The organism is Sulfurovum sp. NBC37-1, assembly GCF_000010345.1.
Lineage (GTDB): Bacteria > Campylobacterota > Campylobacteria > Campylobacterales > Sulfurovaceae > Sulfurovum.
Window position 1 is genome coordinate 573,169 of the sequence record NC_009663.1, and the last position, 17,761, is coordinate 590,929.

General features: G+C 41.2%; 15 protein-coding genes. 13 read left to right on the forward strand and 2 right to left on the reverse strand.

The annotated features are described in order from the left end of the window. The first annotated feature begins 24 nt into the window (after positions 1-24). The 7 genes from SUN_RS02865 (at position 25) to SUN_RS02895 (ending at position 9,377) form a co-directional block, all read left to right on the forward strand. Entirely contained in the window at positions 25-1,443 is a 1,419-nt protein-coding gene (locus SUN_RS02865; RefSeq protein ID WP_011980245.1) for a TolC family protein, read from the forward strand. Further along, complete coding sequence (locus SUN_RS02870) at positions 1,440-2,234, forward strand: efflux RND transporter periplasmic adaptor subunit (RefSeq protein ID WP_011980246.1); 795 nt, start codon at positions 1,440-1,442, stop codon at positions 2,232-2,234. The genes SUN_RS02865 and SUN_RS02870 overlap by 4 nt, the downstream gene beginning before the upstream one ends. Positions 2,235-2,240: 6 nt before the next feature. Next, entirely contained in the window at positions 2,241-3,872 is a 1,632-nt protein-coding gene (locus tag SUN_RS13845; RefSeq protein ID WP_011980247.1) for an efflux RND transporter permease subunit, read from the forward strand. Beyond that, positions 3,872-5,596, forward strand: a complete 1,725-nt coding sequence (locus SUN_RS13850) for an efflux RND transporter permease subunit (protein WP_011980248.1) — start codon at positions 3,872-3,874, stop codon at positions 5,594-5,596. Before SUN_RS13845 ends, SUN_RS13850 begins: the two co-directional genes overlap by 1 nt. 112 nt (positions 5,597-5,708) lie before the next feature. After that, positions 5,709-6,275: an elongation factor P gene (gene efp / locus SUN_RS02885; RefSeq protein WP_011980249.1), complete on the forward strand. Its 567-nt coding sequence runs from the start codon at positions 5,709-5,711 to the stop codon at positions 6,273-6,275. A 131-nt stretch (positions 6,276-6,406) separates the two neighbouring features. Then, complete coding sequence (locus tag SUN_RS02890; RefSeq protein WP_011980250.1) at positions 6,407-8,377, forward strand: putative bifunctional diguanylate cyclase/phosphodiesterase; 1,971 nt, start codon at positions 6,407-6,409, stop codon at positions 8,375-8,377. Positions 8,378-8,390: 13 nt separating this feature from the next. Then, positions 8,391-9,377 carry a crotonase/enoyl-CoA hydratase family protein gene (locus SUN_RS02895; RefSeq protein WP_011980251.1) on the forward strand — a complete coding sequence of 329 codons (987 nt, stop codon included), beginning with the start codon at positions 8,391-8,393 and terminating at the stop codon, positions 9,375-9,377. A gap of 30 nt (positions 9,378-9,407) precedes the next feature. On the opposite strand, the gene SUN_RS12945 is transcribed toward SUN_RS02895, so the two are convergent. Together SUN_RS12945 and SUN_RS02910 are read right to left on the reverse strand one after the other, a co-directional pair. Further along, positions 9,408-12,491 (reverse strand): hypothetical protein, encoded by a 3,084-nt coding sequence (locus SUN_RS12945; RefSeq protein WP_011980252.1) that lies wholly within the window; start codon positions 12,489-12,491, stop codon positions 9,408-9,410. A gap of 138 nt (positions 12,492-12,629) precedes the next feature. After that, positions 12,630-13,781: a hypothetical protein gene (locus SUN_RS02910; RefSeq protein WP_011980253.1), complete on the reverse strand. Its 1,152-nt coding sequence runs from the start codon at positions 13,779-13,781 to the stop codon at positions 12,630-12,632. Positions 13,782-13,976: 195 nt separating this feature from the next. Between SUN_RS02910 and SUN_RS02915 the strand changes: the two genes are divergently transcribed. From SUN_RS02915 to SUN_RS02940, 6 genes are all read left to right on the forward strand, one after another. Beyond that, positions 13,977-14,399: a hypothetical protein gene (locus SUN_RS02915; protein ID WP_011980254.1), complete on the forward strand. Its 423-nt coding sequence runs from the start codon at positions 13,977-13,979 to the stop codon at positions 14,397-14,399. Positions 14,400-14,496: 97 nt separating this feature from the next. After that, on the forward strand, positions 14,497-15,297 hold the full coding sequence (locus SUN_RS02920; RefSeq protein ID WP_011980255.1) for an efflux RND transporter periplasmic adaptor subunit: 801 nt from the start codon (positions 14,497-14,499) through the stop codon (positions 15,295-15,297). An 85-nt stretch (positions 15,298-15,382) separates the two neighbouring features. Continuing rightward, entirely contained in the window at positions 15,383-16,336 is a 954-nt protein-coding gene (locus tag SUN_RS02925) for an NAD(P)-binding domain-containing protein (protein WP_011980256.1), read from the forward strand. A 1-nt stretch (position 16,337) separates the two neighbouring features. Further along, on the forward strand, positions 16,338-16,898 hold the full coding sequence (locus tag SUN_RS02930) for a DJ-1 family glyoxalase III (RefSeq protein ID WP_011980257.1): 561 nt from the start codon (positions 16,338-16,340) through the stop codon (positions 16,896-16,898). Between the two features lie 100 nt (positions 16,899-16,998). Next, on the forward strand, positions 16,999-17,289 hold the full coding sequence (locus SUN_RS02935) for a hypothetical protein (protein ID WP_011980258.1): 291 nt from the start codon (positions 16,999-17,001) through the stop codon (positions 17,287-17,289). A 27-nt stretch (positions 17,290-17,316) separates the two neighbouring features. After that, positions 17,317-17,634, forward strand: coding sequence for a hypothetical protein (locus tag SUN_RS02940; protein ID WP_011980259.1), 318 nt, complete (start codon positions 17,317-17,319; stop codon positions 17,632-17,634). The last annotated feature ends 127 nt before the right edge of the window (positions 17,635-17,761 follow it).

A 17,761-nucleotide genomic window follows, 5' to 3' on the forward strand; every position in this document is an offset into this window, starting at 1 on the left:
AAACGATTATATTGAGGAGATACAATGATGATGAAAAGAGTGATACTTTTATTATCTCTTTCTTTACCGCTTATTGCGGGAGTAAAGAACCTGCCACTTCGCCAGGCATTGGATATGGTGAAGCATGATAACCTGGAAGTAAAGGTCGCACGTTTCAATGAACAGATGCAGGCTATGGAAGTGAAGGTGGCCGAGGGGATGAACTACGGTTCTCTTGATATCAGTCTGTCAGGGATGCGCTCGAACGATGCTTTGAATGTTTTTGGTTTTAAACTGATGAGCAGGGAAGCAACATTTGGAGATTTTGGTTTCAGTGAATTTTTGGGACCATTGGGAAATGCACTGACAGCTGCGAACAGTGGAATGCTTCCTCCCGGTTTCTCTCAGAACTTGAATGGATTGCTTGCTGTTCAGCCGAATGACCTGAACTACCCTGCTGCCCGAAACAACTATCAGACAAAACTCTCCTATATGCTGCCCATCTATACCGGCGGTAAACTGACAGAATATAAACACATCATGGAATCGATGTACCGTATGAGCAAGTACGATACGCAAAAACTCCTGAACGTGAAGATTTACGAAGTGAAAAAAGCGTTCTACGATATTTCACTGGTCGAACGCTATATCGCCAACCTCTCCAAGATCAGGAAGAACATCAATACACTCGAAGATGTGATCCAGAATATGCAGAAGGAAGGCTATGCCAAAGAGATGGACCTGCTTGAAGTGCAGGCAAGAAAGGCCGAGGCTGACAGTATGTACAACCAGGCAAAGCTCAACAGAGACCTTGCCTACCAGTTCCTCTCTTTCCTGCTCAATAGAGACGTAAGCTCCATTCACAAGGTCAGTGCGAAAGCACCTATGCCACGCGTAGATCGGCATATACTCGAGGCGAACAACATTGACATTCAGAAAGCCAAACTGGGGCTGCAGATCTCCGAAATGGCCGTGAAAGTGGAAGAGTCGAGTTTCCTGCCGACCGTAGGCGGCTTCGCGGAGTACGGCTCTGCGGACAATACGCTCTTCAATGACTTTACAGGAAAAGACTCCTATACCTTCGGTGTTCAGGCAAAATGGAATATCTTCAACGGCGGGCAGGATGATGCCAGGCTTGAAAAAGCGAAGCTCAAGCGTCTGCAGGTACGTGACCAGGTTGAACTGGCCAAAAAAGGGATCGTGCTTCAGGCCAAAAAACTCAAAACGGAGATCCTGAGTGCCGATGCGGATATCAGAAGCTACACAAAGCAGCTGCAGTTCGCCAAAAGGGTGTATGAAAACTACAGGACACGTTACGAAGAGGGACTTGCTTCCATTACGGACGTGCTGATCCAGCAGTCAAAACAGCTCGAATCGCTGTTGAAGCTTCTGACCGTCGTCAACAAAAGAAATACCAAAATATTCGAACTTGAAAGTATCATAAACATAGGAGGGGATGTATGAGAAAGATCGTTACATTAATAGCAGTGTTCCTGCTGTCCACATTGAACGCAGTGGAGATAGACCTGAGCGGTTCAGTCGTATCTGATAACCAGAAGATGATGACCAGTCGTTATATGGGTTATATCAAGAACATGGCGGTATCGGAAGGAGATATCGTTAAAAAAGGACAATTGCTTTATGAGATTGACTCCAAAGAGATCGAAGCGGCGGAAAGACAGGTTGACCTTGCGATATCACAGGCAAGACTGGCATTGCAGATGAACAAGAACCAATACAACAATGTTATACTCAACCTGGCGAGACACAAAAGACTTTATGAAAAGAAAATGGTTTCCAAATATGAGTTGGAAACCCTTGAACTGGCAGAAAAGAACCTCAAGGATATGGTAGAGATATCACAGGAGCAGGTCAACCAGGCTCTGGCAAAAAAAGAAGAGGTACTTAACCAGTACAACTATCTGAGGATTACCGCCCCCAATGATGGGGTCATTGTTGCCAAGCGTATCAATGAAGGTGAGATGGCCATTCCCGGAATGCCGGCAGTGGTTCTGACAGACCTGAGTCGTCTCAAGATCGTGGCAGAGATCTCAGAGACACAGTTGCCCTTCATTCACTTGGGTAAAGAAGTAGAGGTGGAGGTACCTTCTTTGAACTTGAAAACGAAGGGAAAGATCTCATCGATCATCCCCAACTCCAATCCTATGACACACAAGTTCAAAATCAAGATAGAGTTTGACCATAAAGGCAAGTCGGTTTATCCCGGCATGTATGCCAAAATCATTATCAGGTAAAGTAATATGGCTGAAAAAAATGAATATCAGGTAACGGACTATGCCGGGAAGCTGGCAAAAGGATTTTTACGTAATCCTTTGACCGCGGTACTGGGTGTATTTTTGCTCCTTATGGGATATTTGGCACTCAATATCATGCCAAGAGAAGAAGATCCGCAGATCGCAATTTCCGGTGGTGCGGTTGTTGTAGCGATGCCCGGAGCGACACCTCGTGAGATCGAGAATATCATCATCAACCCCCTGGAGCGTAAACTGCGTGAGGTCAAAGGTATTGAGCATATTTACGGACAGGCATTTAACAACTATGGGGTCGTCAGTGTGATGTACTATATCGGTGAGAACCGTGAAGATTCGAACCTAAAACTCTATGACAAGGTCATGCAGAACATGGACCTGATGCCAAAAGGGGTCATGCAGCCTTTGATCAAACCGTTTGATATCGATATCGATATTCCTATTGTCACTGTGGCATTCTACCCCAAAAAAGGGAGTAATGTTGATGATGTCAAACTCTTTGAAATGGTGAGAAAAATACAGCAGAAGATCAATGCAGTGGATAATGTGGCTAAAACAACCCTGAAGGGTGCTAGAAGGGCGCAATACAACATTGAGGTCGATATGAGCAAACTCTCCGCCTATCACCTCTCGATGGGGCAGATCATGAAGGCGGTACAGTCCGTTGCGGTGGATGTTCCCGATGTCAAAGGACGTACTAAAAATAATGAGCTGGTGATCTTTGGTGTCAAAAATGCCATAGAGAGTGTCCAGGATGTCGGTTCCGTTATCGTGGCGCAGTACATGGGGTCGCCGATCTATCTCAGAGACGTTGCCAAAGTGACCGAAGGTATGGACATACAGAATTTTAAAACAGCGACAGTGCGTTTTAAGGAAGATGCCAATGCGACCAAACTCGGCGAAGAGAGAAACCAGGTGACGCTCACCGTGGCGAAACTTGCCGGGACCAATGCGGTCTTCGTTGCCGAAGATGTACTCGAAGTCCTGAAGGAACATGAGAAGGAATTCGCGAAAGAGGGGATAGGTTACATTATTACACGAAATTACGGTGAACGTGCGAATGAGGCGGTCAACGAGTTGATGAATCACTTGATCATCACCATTGTCATCATCGCTTTGATGCTGGTATTTGCTTTGGGATGGAAAGAATCTCTGATCGTTACCTTTACCGTACCGGCCATTTTGGCTATCACACTTTTCGTAGCCTATCTCTCCGGACAGACGATCAACAGGATCACCCTCTTTGCCTTCCTGCTCTCGCTGGGACTGCTGGTAGATGCAGCGATCATCGTGATTGAAAATATCCACAGACACCTGCATGCGCATGATGTCGATGAGAAAGAGATGGATCAATTGTTGATCGAAGCGACTGATGAGATCGGTGCACCTACGAACGTTGCAACACTTGCGATCATTCTGACGATGGTACCGATGGCATTTGTCGGGGGTATGATGGGATCGTTTATGAAGCCTATCCCGTATAATGTACCGGTGGCATTGATTGCTTCACTTTTTGTGGCGTATATCTTTACACCGTATTTGAGTTTGAAGTTGTTGAAAAAACCGGTGCATAAGCATCATCACCATAAAAAAAAGCATAAAGACAGCAAGGAGGTCAAGTAATGAAAGGTTTGGAAAAATTCATTTACGGCATCCTTAGCAGTAAAAGCAAGAAGATGCTGGTCATTGTATTGACAGCAGCGGCTTTCTTCCTCTCTTTGATGATGTTTCCCACCAAAATGGTACTGGCCAAAATGCTTCCCGGGAAAAGTGACAATACCTTCTCTGTCTATGTAGATACACCGACGGGATCTTCCATAGAGCAGACAGACAAGGTCAACCAGTGTGTCATCGATATACTTAAAGATGAAAAAGAGATCATGAACCTTGAGCTCTTCCGTGGGCAGGGTATACCCCTTGATTATGCGGGACTTGTCAAAGGTGCAGCGATGAAAAGTACGGAGAATGTTTCAGAAATTTCTGTCAATCTTACGGACAAACATACGAGAGCAGAACCCTCTTTTCTCATGACACAAAGACTCAGACCCATCGTTAAAAAGAAATGTCTGCCTCTGGTCAAAGGAACCAACATCAAATTCGTTGAACAGCCTGCTGGACCTCCGACACTGGCTTCTATTGTACTTGAAGTGCATGGTGAGAACCTGAAGAAAGTACGTGACATTTCTGTACGTGTTGCAAATATTTTTGCAAAAACCGAAGGTCTTGTCGATATCGACGTAATGATGGACGATATTTTTGACAAATTTGAACTGATCCCAGACAAAGAAAAGGTAGCCAGAAGTGGATTGAGCGTTGAACAGGTAAACAACATTCTTTATCTGGCATTCGAGGGGATGGTCATAGCACACAAGAACTCAAAAGACGTGCCTGACCAGATACCGATATTCCTCATATTGCAAAAAGAGAGTAAAATACTGAACGGACGTAATGAAAATGAATTACGAAGCAAACTCTCCTCTTTGAACCTGATGAACATGAAAGGGATGATGGTACCACTCAGTGAAGTGGTGACGATCAGGAAGGTAAAATCGAGTCCGATGATCATGCACAAGGACCTTTCACGTATGGTCAATGTCATTGCCGAAACGGATATGGTCTCACAGGTCTATCCGCTGCTTGATGCAAGAGAACAGATGATAGAAGCATTCTCCAAAGATTATGAAATCGAGAAGGCCGGATTTACGACCTATATGTTCGATCTTTACCTGACGGATAAAAAGACCGGAGAAAAGTTCCTGCTTCGCTGGGACGGTGAGATGAAAGTGACACTTGACACCTTCAGGGACCTTGGTGGTGCCTTTATCGCTGCACTGGTATTGATATTCCTGCTGCTGGTGATCTATTATAAGAGCTTTGCCATTTCCGGGATCATTCTGCTGGGATCATTCCTCTCTTTGATCGGGGTGATCGTTGGGCACTGGGTAGCTAACTTCTTTACAAGTGAGACCTTTTTCCTGACAGCGACCTCACTGATCGGCTTTATCGCCCTGATGGGTATCAGTTCGAGGAACTCACTGCTTCTGATCGACTTTGCCAAGTCGCTGATGGAATATCATGGTATGGACAAGAAAGAGGCAATTGCCACTGCAACGGCGACCAGGGCGAAACCAATCGCACTGACCGCTGTTGCGATTATCCTTGGTTCAGCACTGCTTGCTTCCGACCCTGTCTTTGGCGGTCTGGGTGTCGCACTGATCTCCGGTACGGTAGCGGCGGTCTTTGTATCGCTGATTTTCGTACCGGTACTGATGCACAATTCAAAAGCGATGGATTTCCATCTTGATGAAGACGGTAAACGCAAAGACAGTATTTCTATTACAAAATAACAAACCTTCTTTCTGTGCCGCGGAGAGTGTTTTTACTCACTCTCCGGTGCTGTCCATTACCCTTTTACCAACTCTTTGCTATAATCTCTCAATTTATTTTTAAGGATATATCATGGCAACAATCGGAATGGGTGACATCAAAAAAGGCGTAAGACTTGAACTAGACGGCAACCCGTATAAAGTAACTGAATTCCAACACGTTAAACCGGGTAAAGGCGCGGCGTTCGTACGTGTTAAGATCAAGAACCTCAAAACAGGTAAAGTGATCGAAAAAACTGTACATGCGGGTGATAAATTCGAAGTGCCTGAACTCGAACAGAAGACAATGCAGTATCTTTACGATGATGGTGAGATGCTTCAGTTTATGGATACGACCACGTTTGACCAGATCGGTTTGACACATGAGCAGGTAGGTAAAGAGACATTTGATTTTATGATAGACGGTATGGAAGCGGATATACTGTTCCATAACGGTGAAGCGATTTCTGTCGAGATCCCTCAGACAGTGGTACTCAAGATTGTTGAAACACCGCCTAACTTCAAAGGTGACTCACAGGGTGGCAAGAAGCCTGCTACACTCGAGAGCGGTGCAGTGGTTCAGGTACCATTTCACGTACTGGAAGGTGAGATGATTAAAGTAGATACGGTCGAAGGCAAGTACCTCGAAAAGGCTAAGTAAAATATTTTATTTTAACAAGACTGCTATGATATAATAAAGTATATTTTGATGTGGGCAAGGAGGATGGACTTTATTAGGGCAGGATTTACAGAACCACTTGTCTGTTATCTTTTTTTACAAAAGTTATTATTATGGATATATTAAATAATTTTTTACATAGTGGTTATACTTTTTCCGATGAAGAATATGAGTTAAAATCAAAATTTTCTTTATTGAATAGTGCAATAGCTGTTATTTTAATCTTTATATCTTTTTTAACTATATCCATGATTGTTAAGGAAGAAACCTTTTTTGCATCTTTTCTTTGCGTTTATATTTTTCTAAGTATAGGTCTAGTTTATCTTCTAAGAAAATCAAAAGATAACTATCAAATAGTAATTCCAGTATTTACAATAATCAGTCTCATCCTCTTATTGACAGCAATAAGTATATTTCCAAATGAACATGAACGTGTAGCATGGTTTTTAGTTATTATTATTTTTTCATTTTTCCTTGGTGGTAGACAGTTAGGTGTCGCCATGACACTAATGAGTATTGTTGGTATTATCAGTATTGACTATTTTGTAGATATGGGATTAAGTTTTTATTCTCTTATGTTAATAATAGTCATTATTTTAATTGGCTCTGTACTTGTTGATTTATATGAAAAAAGAGATAAAACAGCAAAAAAAAGATTATACAAGCTGAATAATAGTTTGGAGCTAAGAATAAAAGAGGAGATAGAAAAACGTATCTTGATCTATGAAAAAAGCAATCTTGACTTGAAAGAGAGTTCGAAAAAACTTAAACAACAAAAAGATGCATATAAAAAACTTGCGTATTATGATATTCTTACCAAATTGCCAAATCGTGTTTTATTTTATGATAGATTAAAGCATTCTATTGATAAAAGTAAACGAAACAATACTAAACTGGCAGTATTGTTTCTGGATCTTGACAACTTTAAGGAAATTAATGATTCTTTGGGACACCACGTTGGTGACAATGTATTAAAGATACTTGCAACGAGACTACAAAAAAGGCTTCGAAAATCAGATACTTTGGCAAGACTCGGCGGAGATGAATTTACCTTGCTTTTAGAAGACTTGGAAGATCTCTCCAATATTGGTGAGATTTCTCAAAGTCTTATTCAGGTTATTTCAAAACCTATAAAGATAAAAGAACATACACTCTATGTAACAGTAAGTTTGGGTATTAGTATCTATCCCGATGATGGGCAAGATACGGAAAGCCTTTTAAAATGCGCTGATGCAGCTATGTACAGTGCCAAGAATGAGGGATGTAATTTATTTCATTTTTATAAACAAGAGATGACAGTAAAAGCGCTTGAGAGAATTACCTTCGAGACAAGCATACGACATGCACTTGACAATGACGAATTCATAGTTTACTATCAACCATTAATTGATATTAGAACAAATCAATTGATTGGACTGGAGGCATTGTTAAGATGGCAACATTCTGAAAAAGGATTATTGTCCCCAGATAAATTTATTCATATTGCAGAGACAAGTTCTATTATTATTCAAATTGGAGAAAGAGTCTTGGAAGATGTTGCTGCGCAATTAGAAATATGGCATGAAAAGGGATTTAATCCAGAACGCATTGCGGTTAACCTTTCTGTTAAACAGTTGCGTCACCATGGCTTAATATCAATCATTTCAGATATTTTAGAAAAAACAAAATTCAGACCTAAGTGGTTGGAACTGGAAATTACAGAAAGTTATACAATGCAAAAACCTGTTCAGGCAATAAGACTTCTCAATCAGATTAAAGATCTTGGAGTCGATCTCACTATTGATGACTTTGGTACAGGATATTCGTCTCTCTCTTATTTAAAAAAGATACCGGTAAATAAATTGAAAATAGATAGAGCATTTATAAAAGACATTACTGAAAATAAAGATGATAAAGCACTTGTAAGTGCTATTTTGTCTATGGCCAAGAGTATGAATCTTGACGTAGTTGCAGAAGGTGTTGAAACTGAAGAGCAGAGACAATGTCTAGAAGCACTTGGTTGTTATAAAATACAAGGATACCTTTTTTCAAAACCTATGTCCGTAAGCGATATAGAGAAAAAATATATTGAAAATAAATCATAAACAAGGAAAAAATATGGATAAAGAGTTTCATAGATTATTGCGAGACAGGGGTGAAATTACCGTACGATATGATCCTGAAACAGAAGCAATATGGGGGTATTCAAACCCAAGTTTAAGACCATGTTATAATATGGAACTATTGAATGAATTTAGACAACTTCAACTGGATATTATAGATTACTTTAAGTATTGTGATATGAAACCAGTAACACCGATAAAATATTTTGTTCATGCTTCACAAATACCCGGAATATATAATTATGGTGGTGATCTAAACCTGTTTTCCGAGTTGATTCAAAAGAAAGATGCTGATAGACTTTTTGAATATGCCAAAGTCTGTATAGATATTGTTTATATGAATGCAGTTAATTTACATCTCCCAATTACAACAATAGCACTTGTTGAAGGTAATGCTCTTGGTGGTGGTTTTGAAGGAGCTATCTCTCATAGTATTACTATTGTGGAAGAGCAAAGTCAGATGGGTCTTCCTGAGATTAGATTTAATCTTATTCCCGGAATGGGTGCTTATAGCTTTTTAGCCAGATCGGTCGGTATTAAACTGGCGGAAGAAATTATTGCCAGCGGAAAAGTATATGATGCTGCAACATTGCATGAAATGGGGGTGATTACCCAAGTAGTAAAAAGAGGAGAAGGTGAAAAAGCGGTTAATCAATATATGAAAAGAAATAGTCGTCTGTTTAATGGTATGCAGGCGTTACAGGCAGCCAGACAACGGTATGCTCCACTTGACTATGAAGAGTTAATAGATATTACTAAAATCTGGGTTGATGCAGCACTTAGGCTGGAACCAAAGGATTTAAAAATGATGAAAAAACTGGTAGATGCACAAAATCAAAAAAACATTGATATGAACTATAAACTCAGAACAAAGCAAGATCGTAGATTTGAGAAAGGTGGTTCTGATTTTCCGTATACTGATAGTGATGGCAATATAGTACTTCATGATCGAAGATCTCATAAAGATCCTCGTTCACATTAATCCAAGTATAGGATAATCTTTTTTCCTATATTATTTAAATACTTTTCCGCAATCCCTTATGATTGCACCCGGTACGGTTGCGATGGTCATGAACTCCGACATTTGAAGCAGCGGGTACATGACAGAGATATAATACTTCGGTTCCATGATCTTGGCTTCACCGTTCTCTATGAGGATAGGATAAGGGAGCAGGGCGGCATTGTTCGTACCGATACGTCCAATGAATTTACCGGTACGTCTGCCAAGTGCTACGCCGATCAGGGTCGCACCGTTATCCAGTTTCTGTACGAAGAGTACTTTCTTGTTGTTCTTGATCTTGGAAAGCAGATTGTCCCCTCTTGCTACTACGACCATATCCTGGTATTTTGGCATGCCGTGCATGAACTGGTAGTTTGGAAGCAGCTGGAACTTTAGTTTGTCTTTGGAATTCAGCAGATTTTCGAAGTTATCTGTGATCTTCTTGAGTGTTGCTTTGGCTGCCTTGTCGTCATACTGATCCTGCATGAATGCCTTGGCCATGTATATCGGGTTGGTAATACTGATATGGTTATCTTTTTTGTCGACAAGCAGACGCAGTGAAGCCGCGAAACCACGGTTCTTTTTGCTGGCCATTTTTGTCAGCTCTTTGTCTGTAAAGACGATGGAGACCAAATTTCCTTTTTTATCAAGTGTTGTTTCTCCCAAAATGGTGAAGCCGGCTTTTTTGAGTCGTTTTTCAGCTTCTTTAACATCAATGTATTTACCTCTGATATAGGCAGGTACCCTGCCATGAACTACTTCACCTATATCCGTTGCCGTATTTTTCGCTTTCCCTTTAGCTATTCTCTGTTCCGGAGGAATGTAATTCGGAGGCATACGTTTGGAAAATTTGATCGAGCGGTCCAGTATCCCCTGTTGCGTATGGAACGTTTTGACTTTAACTGGTTCCACAGGCTTTGGTGGTACCGGAAGTGTGATCTCAACTGTCTTATTACTTGTTGGGATCTTGATGGTTTTCTTCGTCTCTGTAGTCGTGGCTGTTTTTGCTTTTGTTTCTTCTTTTTTAGCTGATGGTTTGGCAGGTACTATCGGTACTTTTCTCTTCTGTGTTACGGCTGGTTTTGCAATCGGTTTTGGTGAACCGGTCAGTGGATTGACATTCGGAATGGCCTTCATTCCCAGGGAAGTGAGAAGTTCAGGTATCTCCCTGTCAAGCTTCTCTACAAGTTTGACCCTTTTTTCATCCGTGATACCAAGACTGTCGGTCCAGTTATGCAGTCTGTACATACCTACTATGAGTTTGTTGCTTCCTTTGGGAATGAACATATACATGGTACAGGGTGCGAAGAGCCCTGCAAGCGGTTTTGCATTTTCAGTGTCGAACATATTGTAGGAGAACTCAAGATGACAGAGTGAGTAGGTCCAGAAAGCATCGTAGTCTTTCAGGACTTCCGCGGCATCGGGTGTACCTTCCATGAAGTTATGATAGCCGGCTATGAGATACTCCTTCTCGATGAAGGCATCTTCGAATTTCCCTTGAAACTCATCCATAAAATCTTCAATATCTTCCACAGGTTCAAAGGTGTATTCATAGGTCAGCATCGTCTGTTCCGGCAGCTTTTTCAGCGGAAGATGGCTTTTTTTGCCACCCAGCTCTTTTTCGATCATCGCATCGAGTGCGACAAAGCTTTCCGTGAAAGTATCTCTGACCTTTTGATCTTTTATACCAAGGATATCCAGCATCACTTTGGGAGAGAGATGCCCCACCTGTGTGAAATCTTCATCCAGTTTCTTGGCAATGAGCATATTGAAAGGGCCGAAACCGGAAATACGGGGATCGATGTTGAGCAGGGGAAGCATCATTTTGTCATTGACAACGGGCATGAAGCTCAGTACATCCAGAACGGTTGAACCATATTTCTTTTTATATTGGTCATTGACCCTTTTGTGCGGGTCGGTGAGGTTGAATCCTATGGTCTTTAGTTTCTCTTCCATCATGGCATTGTATTTCTTCTCGACATCGCCTTTGATTGTATACATGGTTGCCAGATTTGTCTTTCCGGTACTTTTTGCTGTAGGGGGGACAGGCGTAACTACGGATATCTTTTCAGGTATTTTCTTCTGTGCTGTTTTGAAGAGTGTTTTTGGATTGACATTGGGAATAGCCTTCATGCCCAGGGAAGTGAGAAGTTCAGGTATCTCCCTGTCAAGCTTCTCTACGAGTTTGACCCTCTTTTCATCTGTAATGCCGAGTGAGTCCGTCCAGTTGTGCAGTCTGTACATACCTACTATGAGTTTGTTGCTTCCTTTGGGAATGAACATATACATGGTACAGGGTGCGAAGAGCCCTGCAAGCGGTTTTGCATTTTCAGTGTCGAACATATTGTAGGAGAACTCAAGATGACAGAGTGAGTAGGTCCAGAAAGCATCGTAGTCTTTCAGGACTTCCGCGGCATCGGGTGTACCTTCCATGAAGTTATGATAGCCGGCTATGAGATACTCCTTCTCGATGAAGGCATCTTCGAATTTCCCTTGAAACTCATCCATAAAATCTTCAATATCTTCCACAGGTTCAAAGGTGTATTCATAGGTCAGCATCGTCTGTTCCGGCAGCTTTTTCAGCGGAAGATGGCTTTTTTTGCCACCCAGCTCTTTTTCGATCATCGCATCGAGTGCGACAAAGCTTTCCGTGAAAGTATCTCTGACCTTTTGATCTTTTATACCAAGGATATCCAGCATCACTTTGGGAGAGAGATGCCCCACCTGTGTGAAATCTTCATCCAGTTTCTTGGCAATGAGCATATTGAAAGGGCCGAAACCGGAAATACGGGGATCGATGTTGAGCAGGGGAAGCATCATTTTGTCATTGACAACGGGCATGAAGCTCAGTACATCCAGAACGGTTGAACCATATTTCTTTTTATATTGGTCATTGACCCTTTTGTGCGGGTCGGTGAGGTTGAATCCTATGGTCTTTAGTTTCTCTTCCATCATGGCATTGTATTTCTTCTCGACATCGCCTTTGATTGTATAGATCACTGCAAGCGAATCGTCATTATTGGTATCGGCAGAGAATAGGGAGAGGGGGATGAAGAACAGCAGGCTTAGAATGAAGAACTTTTTAAAAATAGACATAGGCATATCCTTAGAATAATTAATATTATAGGATAGCATATTCCTTATATATATAATAAATGAAATTAATGATTTTTGATCAATAGAAGTGAAAAGCTACCAAAAGTTACGGTAGCTTTTCGAAGTATTGTAGAAAGATTATTTGTGTGCGTCGTTATCGTCAGCCACTTCTTTCACTGATTTTCTTGTCTCTTTTGAGATCGTTTTGGTAGAGTCGTTCGCATTGTCAGAAACTTCTTTTACAGAATCTCTTGAATCATTAGAGATCGTTTTTGTAGAGTCATTGACATTATCGGAAACTCTCTTGACAGAATCTCTGGAGTCGTTGGAGACTGTTCTTGTTGTATCATCGAGGTCGTTGGAAACTTCTTTTACAGAATCTCTTGTATCGTTGGAAACAGTTTTGACTGAGTCTCTTGAGTCGTTGGAAACTGTTTTAACGGAATCTCTTGAATCATTAGAGACTGTTTTTGTTGTTTCGTCAAGGTCGTTGGAAACGGTCTGAACAGAATCTCTTGTATCGTTGGAGATCGTTTTTGTAGAATCATTCACATTGTCAGACACATCTTTTACAGAATCTCTTGTATCGTTAGAAACAGTTTTCACTGAATCTCTTGAGTCATTTGAGACAGTTTTAACTGAGTCTCTTGAATCATTGGAAACTGTTTTAACGGAATCTCTTGAGTCATTTGAAACGGTTTTCACTGAATCTCTCGAGTCGTTGGAAACGGTTTTAACCGAGTCTCTTGAATCGTTTGAAACGGTTTTGACTGAATCAGTTGTATCGTTCGAGACAGTTTTTACGGAATCTCTTGAATCATTGGAAACTGTTTTAACGGAATCTCTTGAGTCGTTGGAAACAGTTTTTGTTGCATCATTGATATCTTTTGAAACTGAAATAGCTGAATCTTTAAAATCTTTGGATGCGATCGTCGTAGAATCTTTAAGATCTTTCGTAGTATTTGTAATAGAATCTTTTGTATCTTCTGCTACTTCCACTGTTGCATCTCTGACATCTTTACTTGTTGAAACCTGTGCTGTTTTAAGGTCGTCAGATACTTTGACAGATGTATCTTTTGCATCCGCACTTACATTGGTTACGGTTCTTTCAGCACTCTTACTTGTTTCTACTGCACCGTCTTTCATGGACTCGACGCTGTCTTTAGCATCTTTACTCATAGAAATCGCTGCTTCTTTCATATCTTTGAACATGTCTCCAAAGCTAAAATCTGCTTGAGCACTTGTTAAAAGTGCCGCTGCTGCTACACATGAAATTACTGTTTTTTTCATATACCATCCTTTTGTTTGGTTGTTAATTTTTAGGTATCACCTTCCAGCATCTTATCACCAAATATTTAAATTAAAACTTAAACTGTATAAAAAAATGTAATTAAACTTGATGATGATAATAAATGTAATTGTTTCATTAAAGATAATTGGTTACAATGCTCTTATCTAAAATAATATCGATAAGGGGATGATAAAATGGTAAAATTATTACGTCAATTCGCACTGTTAACAGCCGCAACAACGGCTTTTACAATGGCAGAAGGGTACACACAGGCAGACAGAATAGCAGATATGCAAAAGATGGCACAGGCAATGCAGGATATTCAATCCGGCTTCTTCTATAACAATATCGATATTGTCAAGGCGGGTACAAAAGTGCTCAAAGAGACCATTACCAATGTCCGGCCCATAGATTCGGAAGTGAATAATAAAGATATCTATGAAAAGTGGCTGAACAATGACTTGAGGATGACACGAAAGATCCAAAAAAAGATCAAGAAGAAAGCCGAGGATATCGAGGAGCGTTTCTCTGACGGAGATGCAGTCCAGGCCCTGCAGGAATACAGCAAGATCTCACAACAGTGTATGAAATGCCATATACGTCTGAGAAAATGGTAACTGTATAGGTGATCATTAACCATAGAAGTTGTAAAATGGCATCCAGCAATATTGAATATTATGTGATGTTGCATTTTAGTATGAAAAGAAACACTATATGTTAAGACTACAAAAAATTACCCTTTTTCTGCTCCTTTTGGGAAGTTTTGTACATGCCGGCAGTATTTCACTGACAGGGACAGTGGTTTCCGACGGACAGAAAATGATCGGAAGCCGCTATATGGGCTACGTGAAAAAAGTTTATGTCAAACTGGGTGACAAGGTCAAGCGTGAAGATGATCTCTATGAGATGGAGTCAGCTGAATTCGACATTATGAAAACGCAGGCCAACTTGATGCTTGAGCAGTCACAGATAGCGTTGGAATATTGGAAAGACCGTCTGCGTGTGATCAATAAAAAGAAAGAGAACGTCAAAAAGAAGTATGGTATGACCGGGTTTGGTATGGATGATCTTGAAGGACAGATTGAGACCGTCAAAGCGATGCTTGAATCGACCAAGATCATGGTCAAACATGCTGCAGAACAGGTCAAACAGATGGCAGTGGTCTTCAATTATCTCAAGATGAAAGCTCCGGCAGACGGTGTCGTGGTACAAAAAAATATCAAAGTAGGTGATATGCTTATGCCCGGCATGTTGGCTATTATGATTGTCGATACAGAGCATCTTGAGATCGATGTTTCACTCTCAGAAGGGATTATAGGGAGAGTTCACGAGGGACAACGTATTGCAGTAGAGATACCATCTATACAGTATAAAACTGTAGGTAAGATCAAAGCGATTATTCCCGATGCCAACCCTATGACCCATAAGATCAAAATGCGTGTTTCATTTGATAAAGATGACAGAAATATCTTCCCGGGTATGTATGCAAAAGTGATCATTCCTGAAAACAAATAGATTTTTTAAGTAAAAGTATGGATTTCTCTTTGAGAAAGTGGTACACTTATCTTATTTGAATTGTTATTAAGAAGGATGGTACTTAATGGAAAATGTATATGATCTGATCATAATCGGCGGTGGACCTGGAGGTATAGGGTCTGCAGTAGAAGCGAAAGTGCTTGGACTTGAAAAAGTACTGATGATAGAAAAAATGGATAACCACTCACATACCATCCGTAAATTCTACAAAGATATGAAGCGTGTCGACAAGGACTGGCAGGGTCAGGCAGTGGATATGGAAGGCAATGTCGAATTCACCGACGGTACCAAAGAGAGTACGCTTGATTTCTTTGACCGACAGTTGGATGATGAAAAGATCGATACCCGTTTTAACTGTGCGGTCGAAAAGGTCGAAAAAAGAGATGGACTTTTTCATGTTATTTCCGGCTGTGGCGAAGATATGGCAAAAAATGTCATTGTTGCTATCGGACGGATGGGAAAACCGAATAAACCTTCCTATAAAATTCCCCCTTCATTGAGATCACAGATCAATTTCAATCTTGACAAATGCAGTAACGGAGAACATATACTCGTTGTCGGAGGCGGGGATAGTGCAGTGGAGTATGCCTGTGAACTGAGTGCAACGAACGAAGTGACACTCAACTACAGACGTGAAGATCTGACGCGCCCCAATCCGACCAATCAGGAGATGATCGCAGAATATTGTGACAATGAAGCGGTCAGATTGAAACTGGGTGTGGATATTGAAAGCCTGGAAGGTGAACACGGACAGGTCAAAGTCAATTTCACGGACGGCCCGGAACTTTTTGACAGGGTTATTTATGCCATAGGCGGGACCACCCCGAAAGATTTTCTTAAAAGCTGCGGTATCACCCTGGATGAAACGGGTGAACCTATTTTCGATGATAACTACGAGAGTGAAGTCCCCGGGCTCTACATTGCAGGTGATATCGTGTTCAACAGTGGCGGGAGTATTGCCATCGCTTTGAACCACGGATACAGGATCATCAATCATATTTTAAGTAAGGAGAATTAACATGGCAAGCGTATTGATACCATTGGCAAAAGGATTTGAAGAACTCGAAGCGGTCGCGCTCATTGATGTAATGCGTCGCGGCGGCATTGAAGTACGTGTGGCGTATCTTGAAGATGAAATGCAAAGTGACCTGGTGCTGGGTGCCAACGGCATCACCGTCAAAGCGGATACATCCATCAAAAATGTCATTTCCGATGACTTCGATATGATGGTACTTCCCGGAGGGTGGGGCGGTACCTATGCACTGGCGGAAAATACCAGAGTGCAGGAACTGCTCAGAGAGTTTAAAGCTAAAAAGATCGTCGGTGCCATGTGTGCTGCACCGTTCGCTTTAAAACAAGCCGGTGTATTGGGTGAAAGATATACCGCGTATCCCGGTGCGGTAGAAGAGATAGACCATCCCGGCTATGTAGCGGACGAAAAAGTTGTGGAAGATGGAAATGTCATGACTTCACAGGGGCCGGGAACGGCAGTGTGTTTCGGTCTGGCCATTGTCAAAAGACTGGTAGGTGAAGAGAGTATGCAGGCTGTGAAAGAGGGAATGCTTTTGGGATACTGCTAAGTACTATAAGTTTAAATTCTTAAAATCATTAGTTTATTTTATATTTATTAAAGTTTCATTCTGATATAGTTTTTGCTAACAACGCAAAGTGGAGACTATTATGAAACTATCGATAATTGCTTTACTGCTGAGCTTTACTATTGTAATGGGCTTTGGCAGTGAACATAACACTACAAAAGAGAATAACAGTAGTATAGATAACAACAAAACCAAAGAAGCGGTAAAAAAAGCGATGGAGCTTGAGAAAAAATATGCCAAAGAGCAGCGTTTCTATCAGGGGAGTGAATATGACCTGAAAAGCAAGGAGTTTGATCCTGAAACTTTGAAAAAGGTACCTGCTATTGAACCTGACTACGATTTCGACATGGATGAAGGTGTGTACAGCGACTGACCCCTTTGTAATTACAAGGCAACAGAGATGAAAGAAAAAATAAAACACATACATGGAAAAATAGAGCAGGACCCGAGATTCAAAGAGGCAGTTAAATCCATCAAGCCGAAAAAAGGAATATGGGGGATCGTAGGTATCATTTTCTTTTTCTTCCTGCCTGAAGCTATAACATATATCTGGCAGGATGAACTTGTCTTCTGGGCACACCTGCACAGTATTACTGAACCGATCGCTATACAGCGCTGGCTGTTCATCCAGCTTGAAGATATGTTTGCTTCGGGTGTCAGTTGGGTTAACTTGGGGATCGGTAGTTTGTTCCTGCTTTGGGTTTTGAGGTCAAAGTAGGGCTTGAGCGGTTACATTTTGATATTGTTTTTTATTTGATCTTTTGTTTGATTTTAATTAATCCCAGTTTCACAAAATCTCTGCTATATTAGAATCCATTTAATTAAAATAGAATATTTTATAAGGT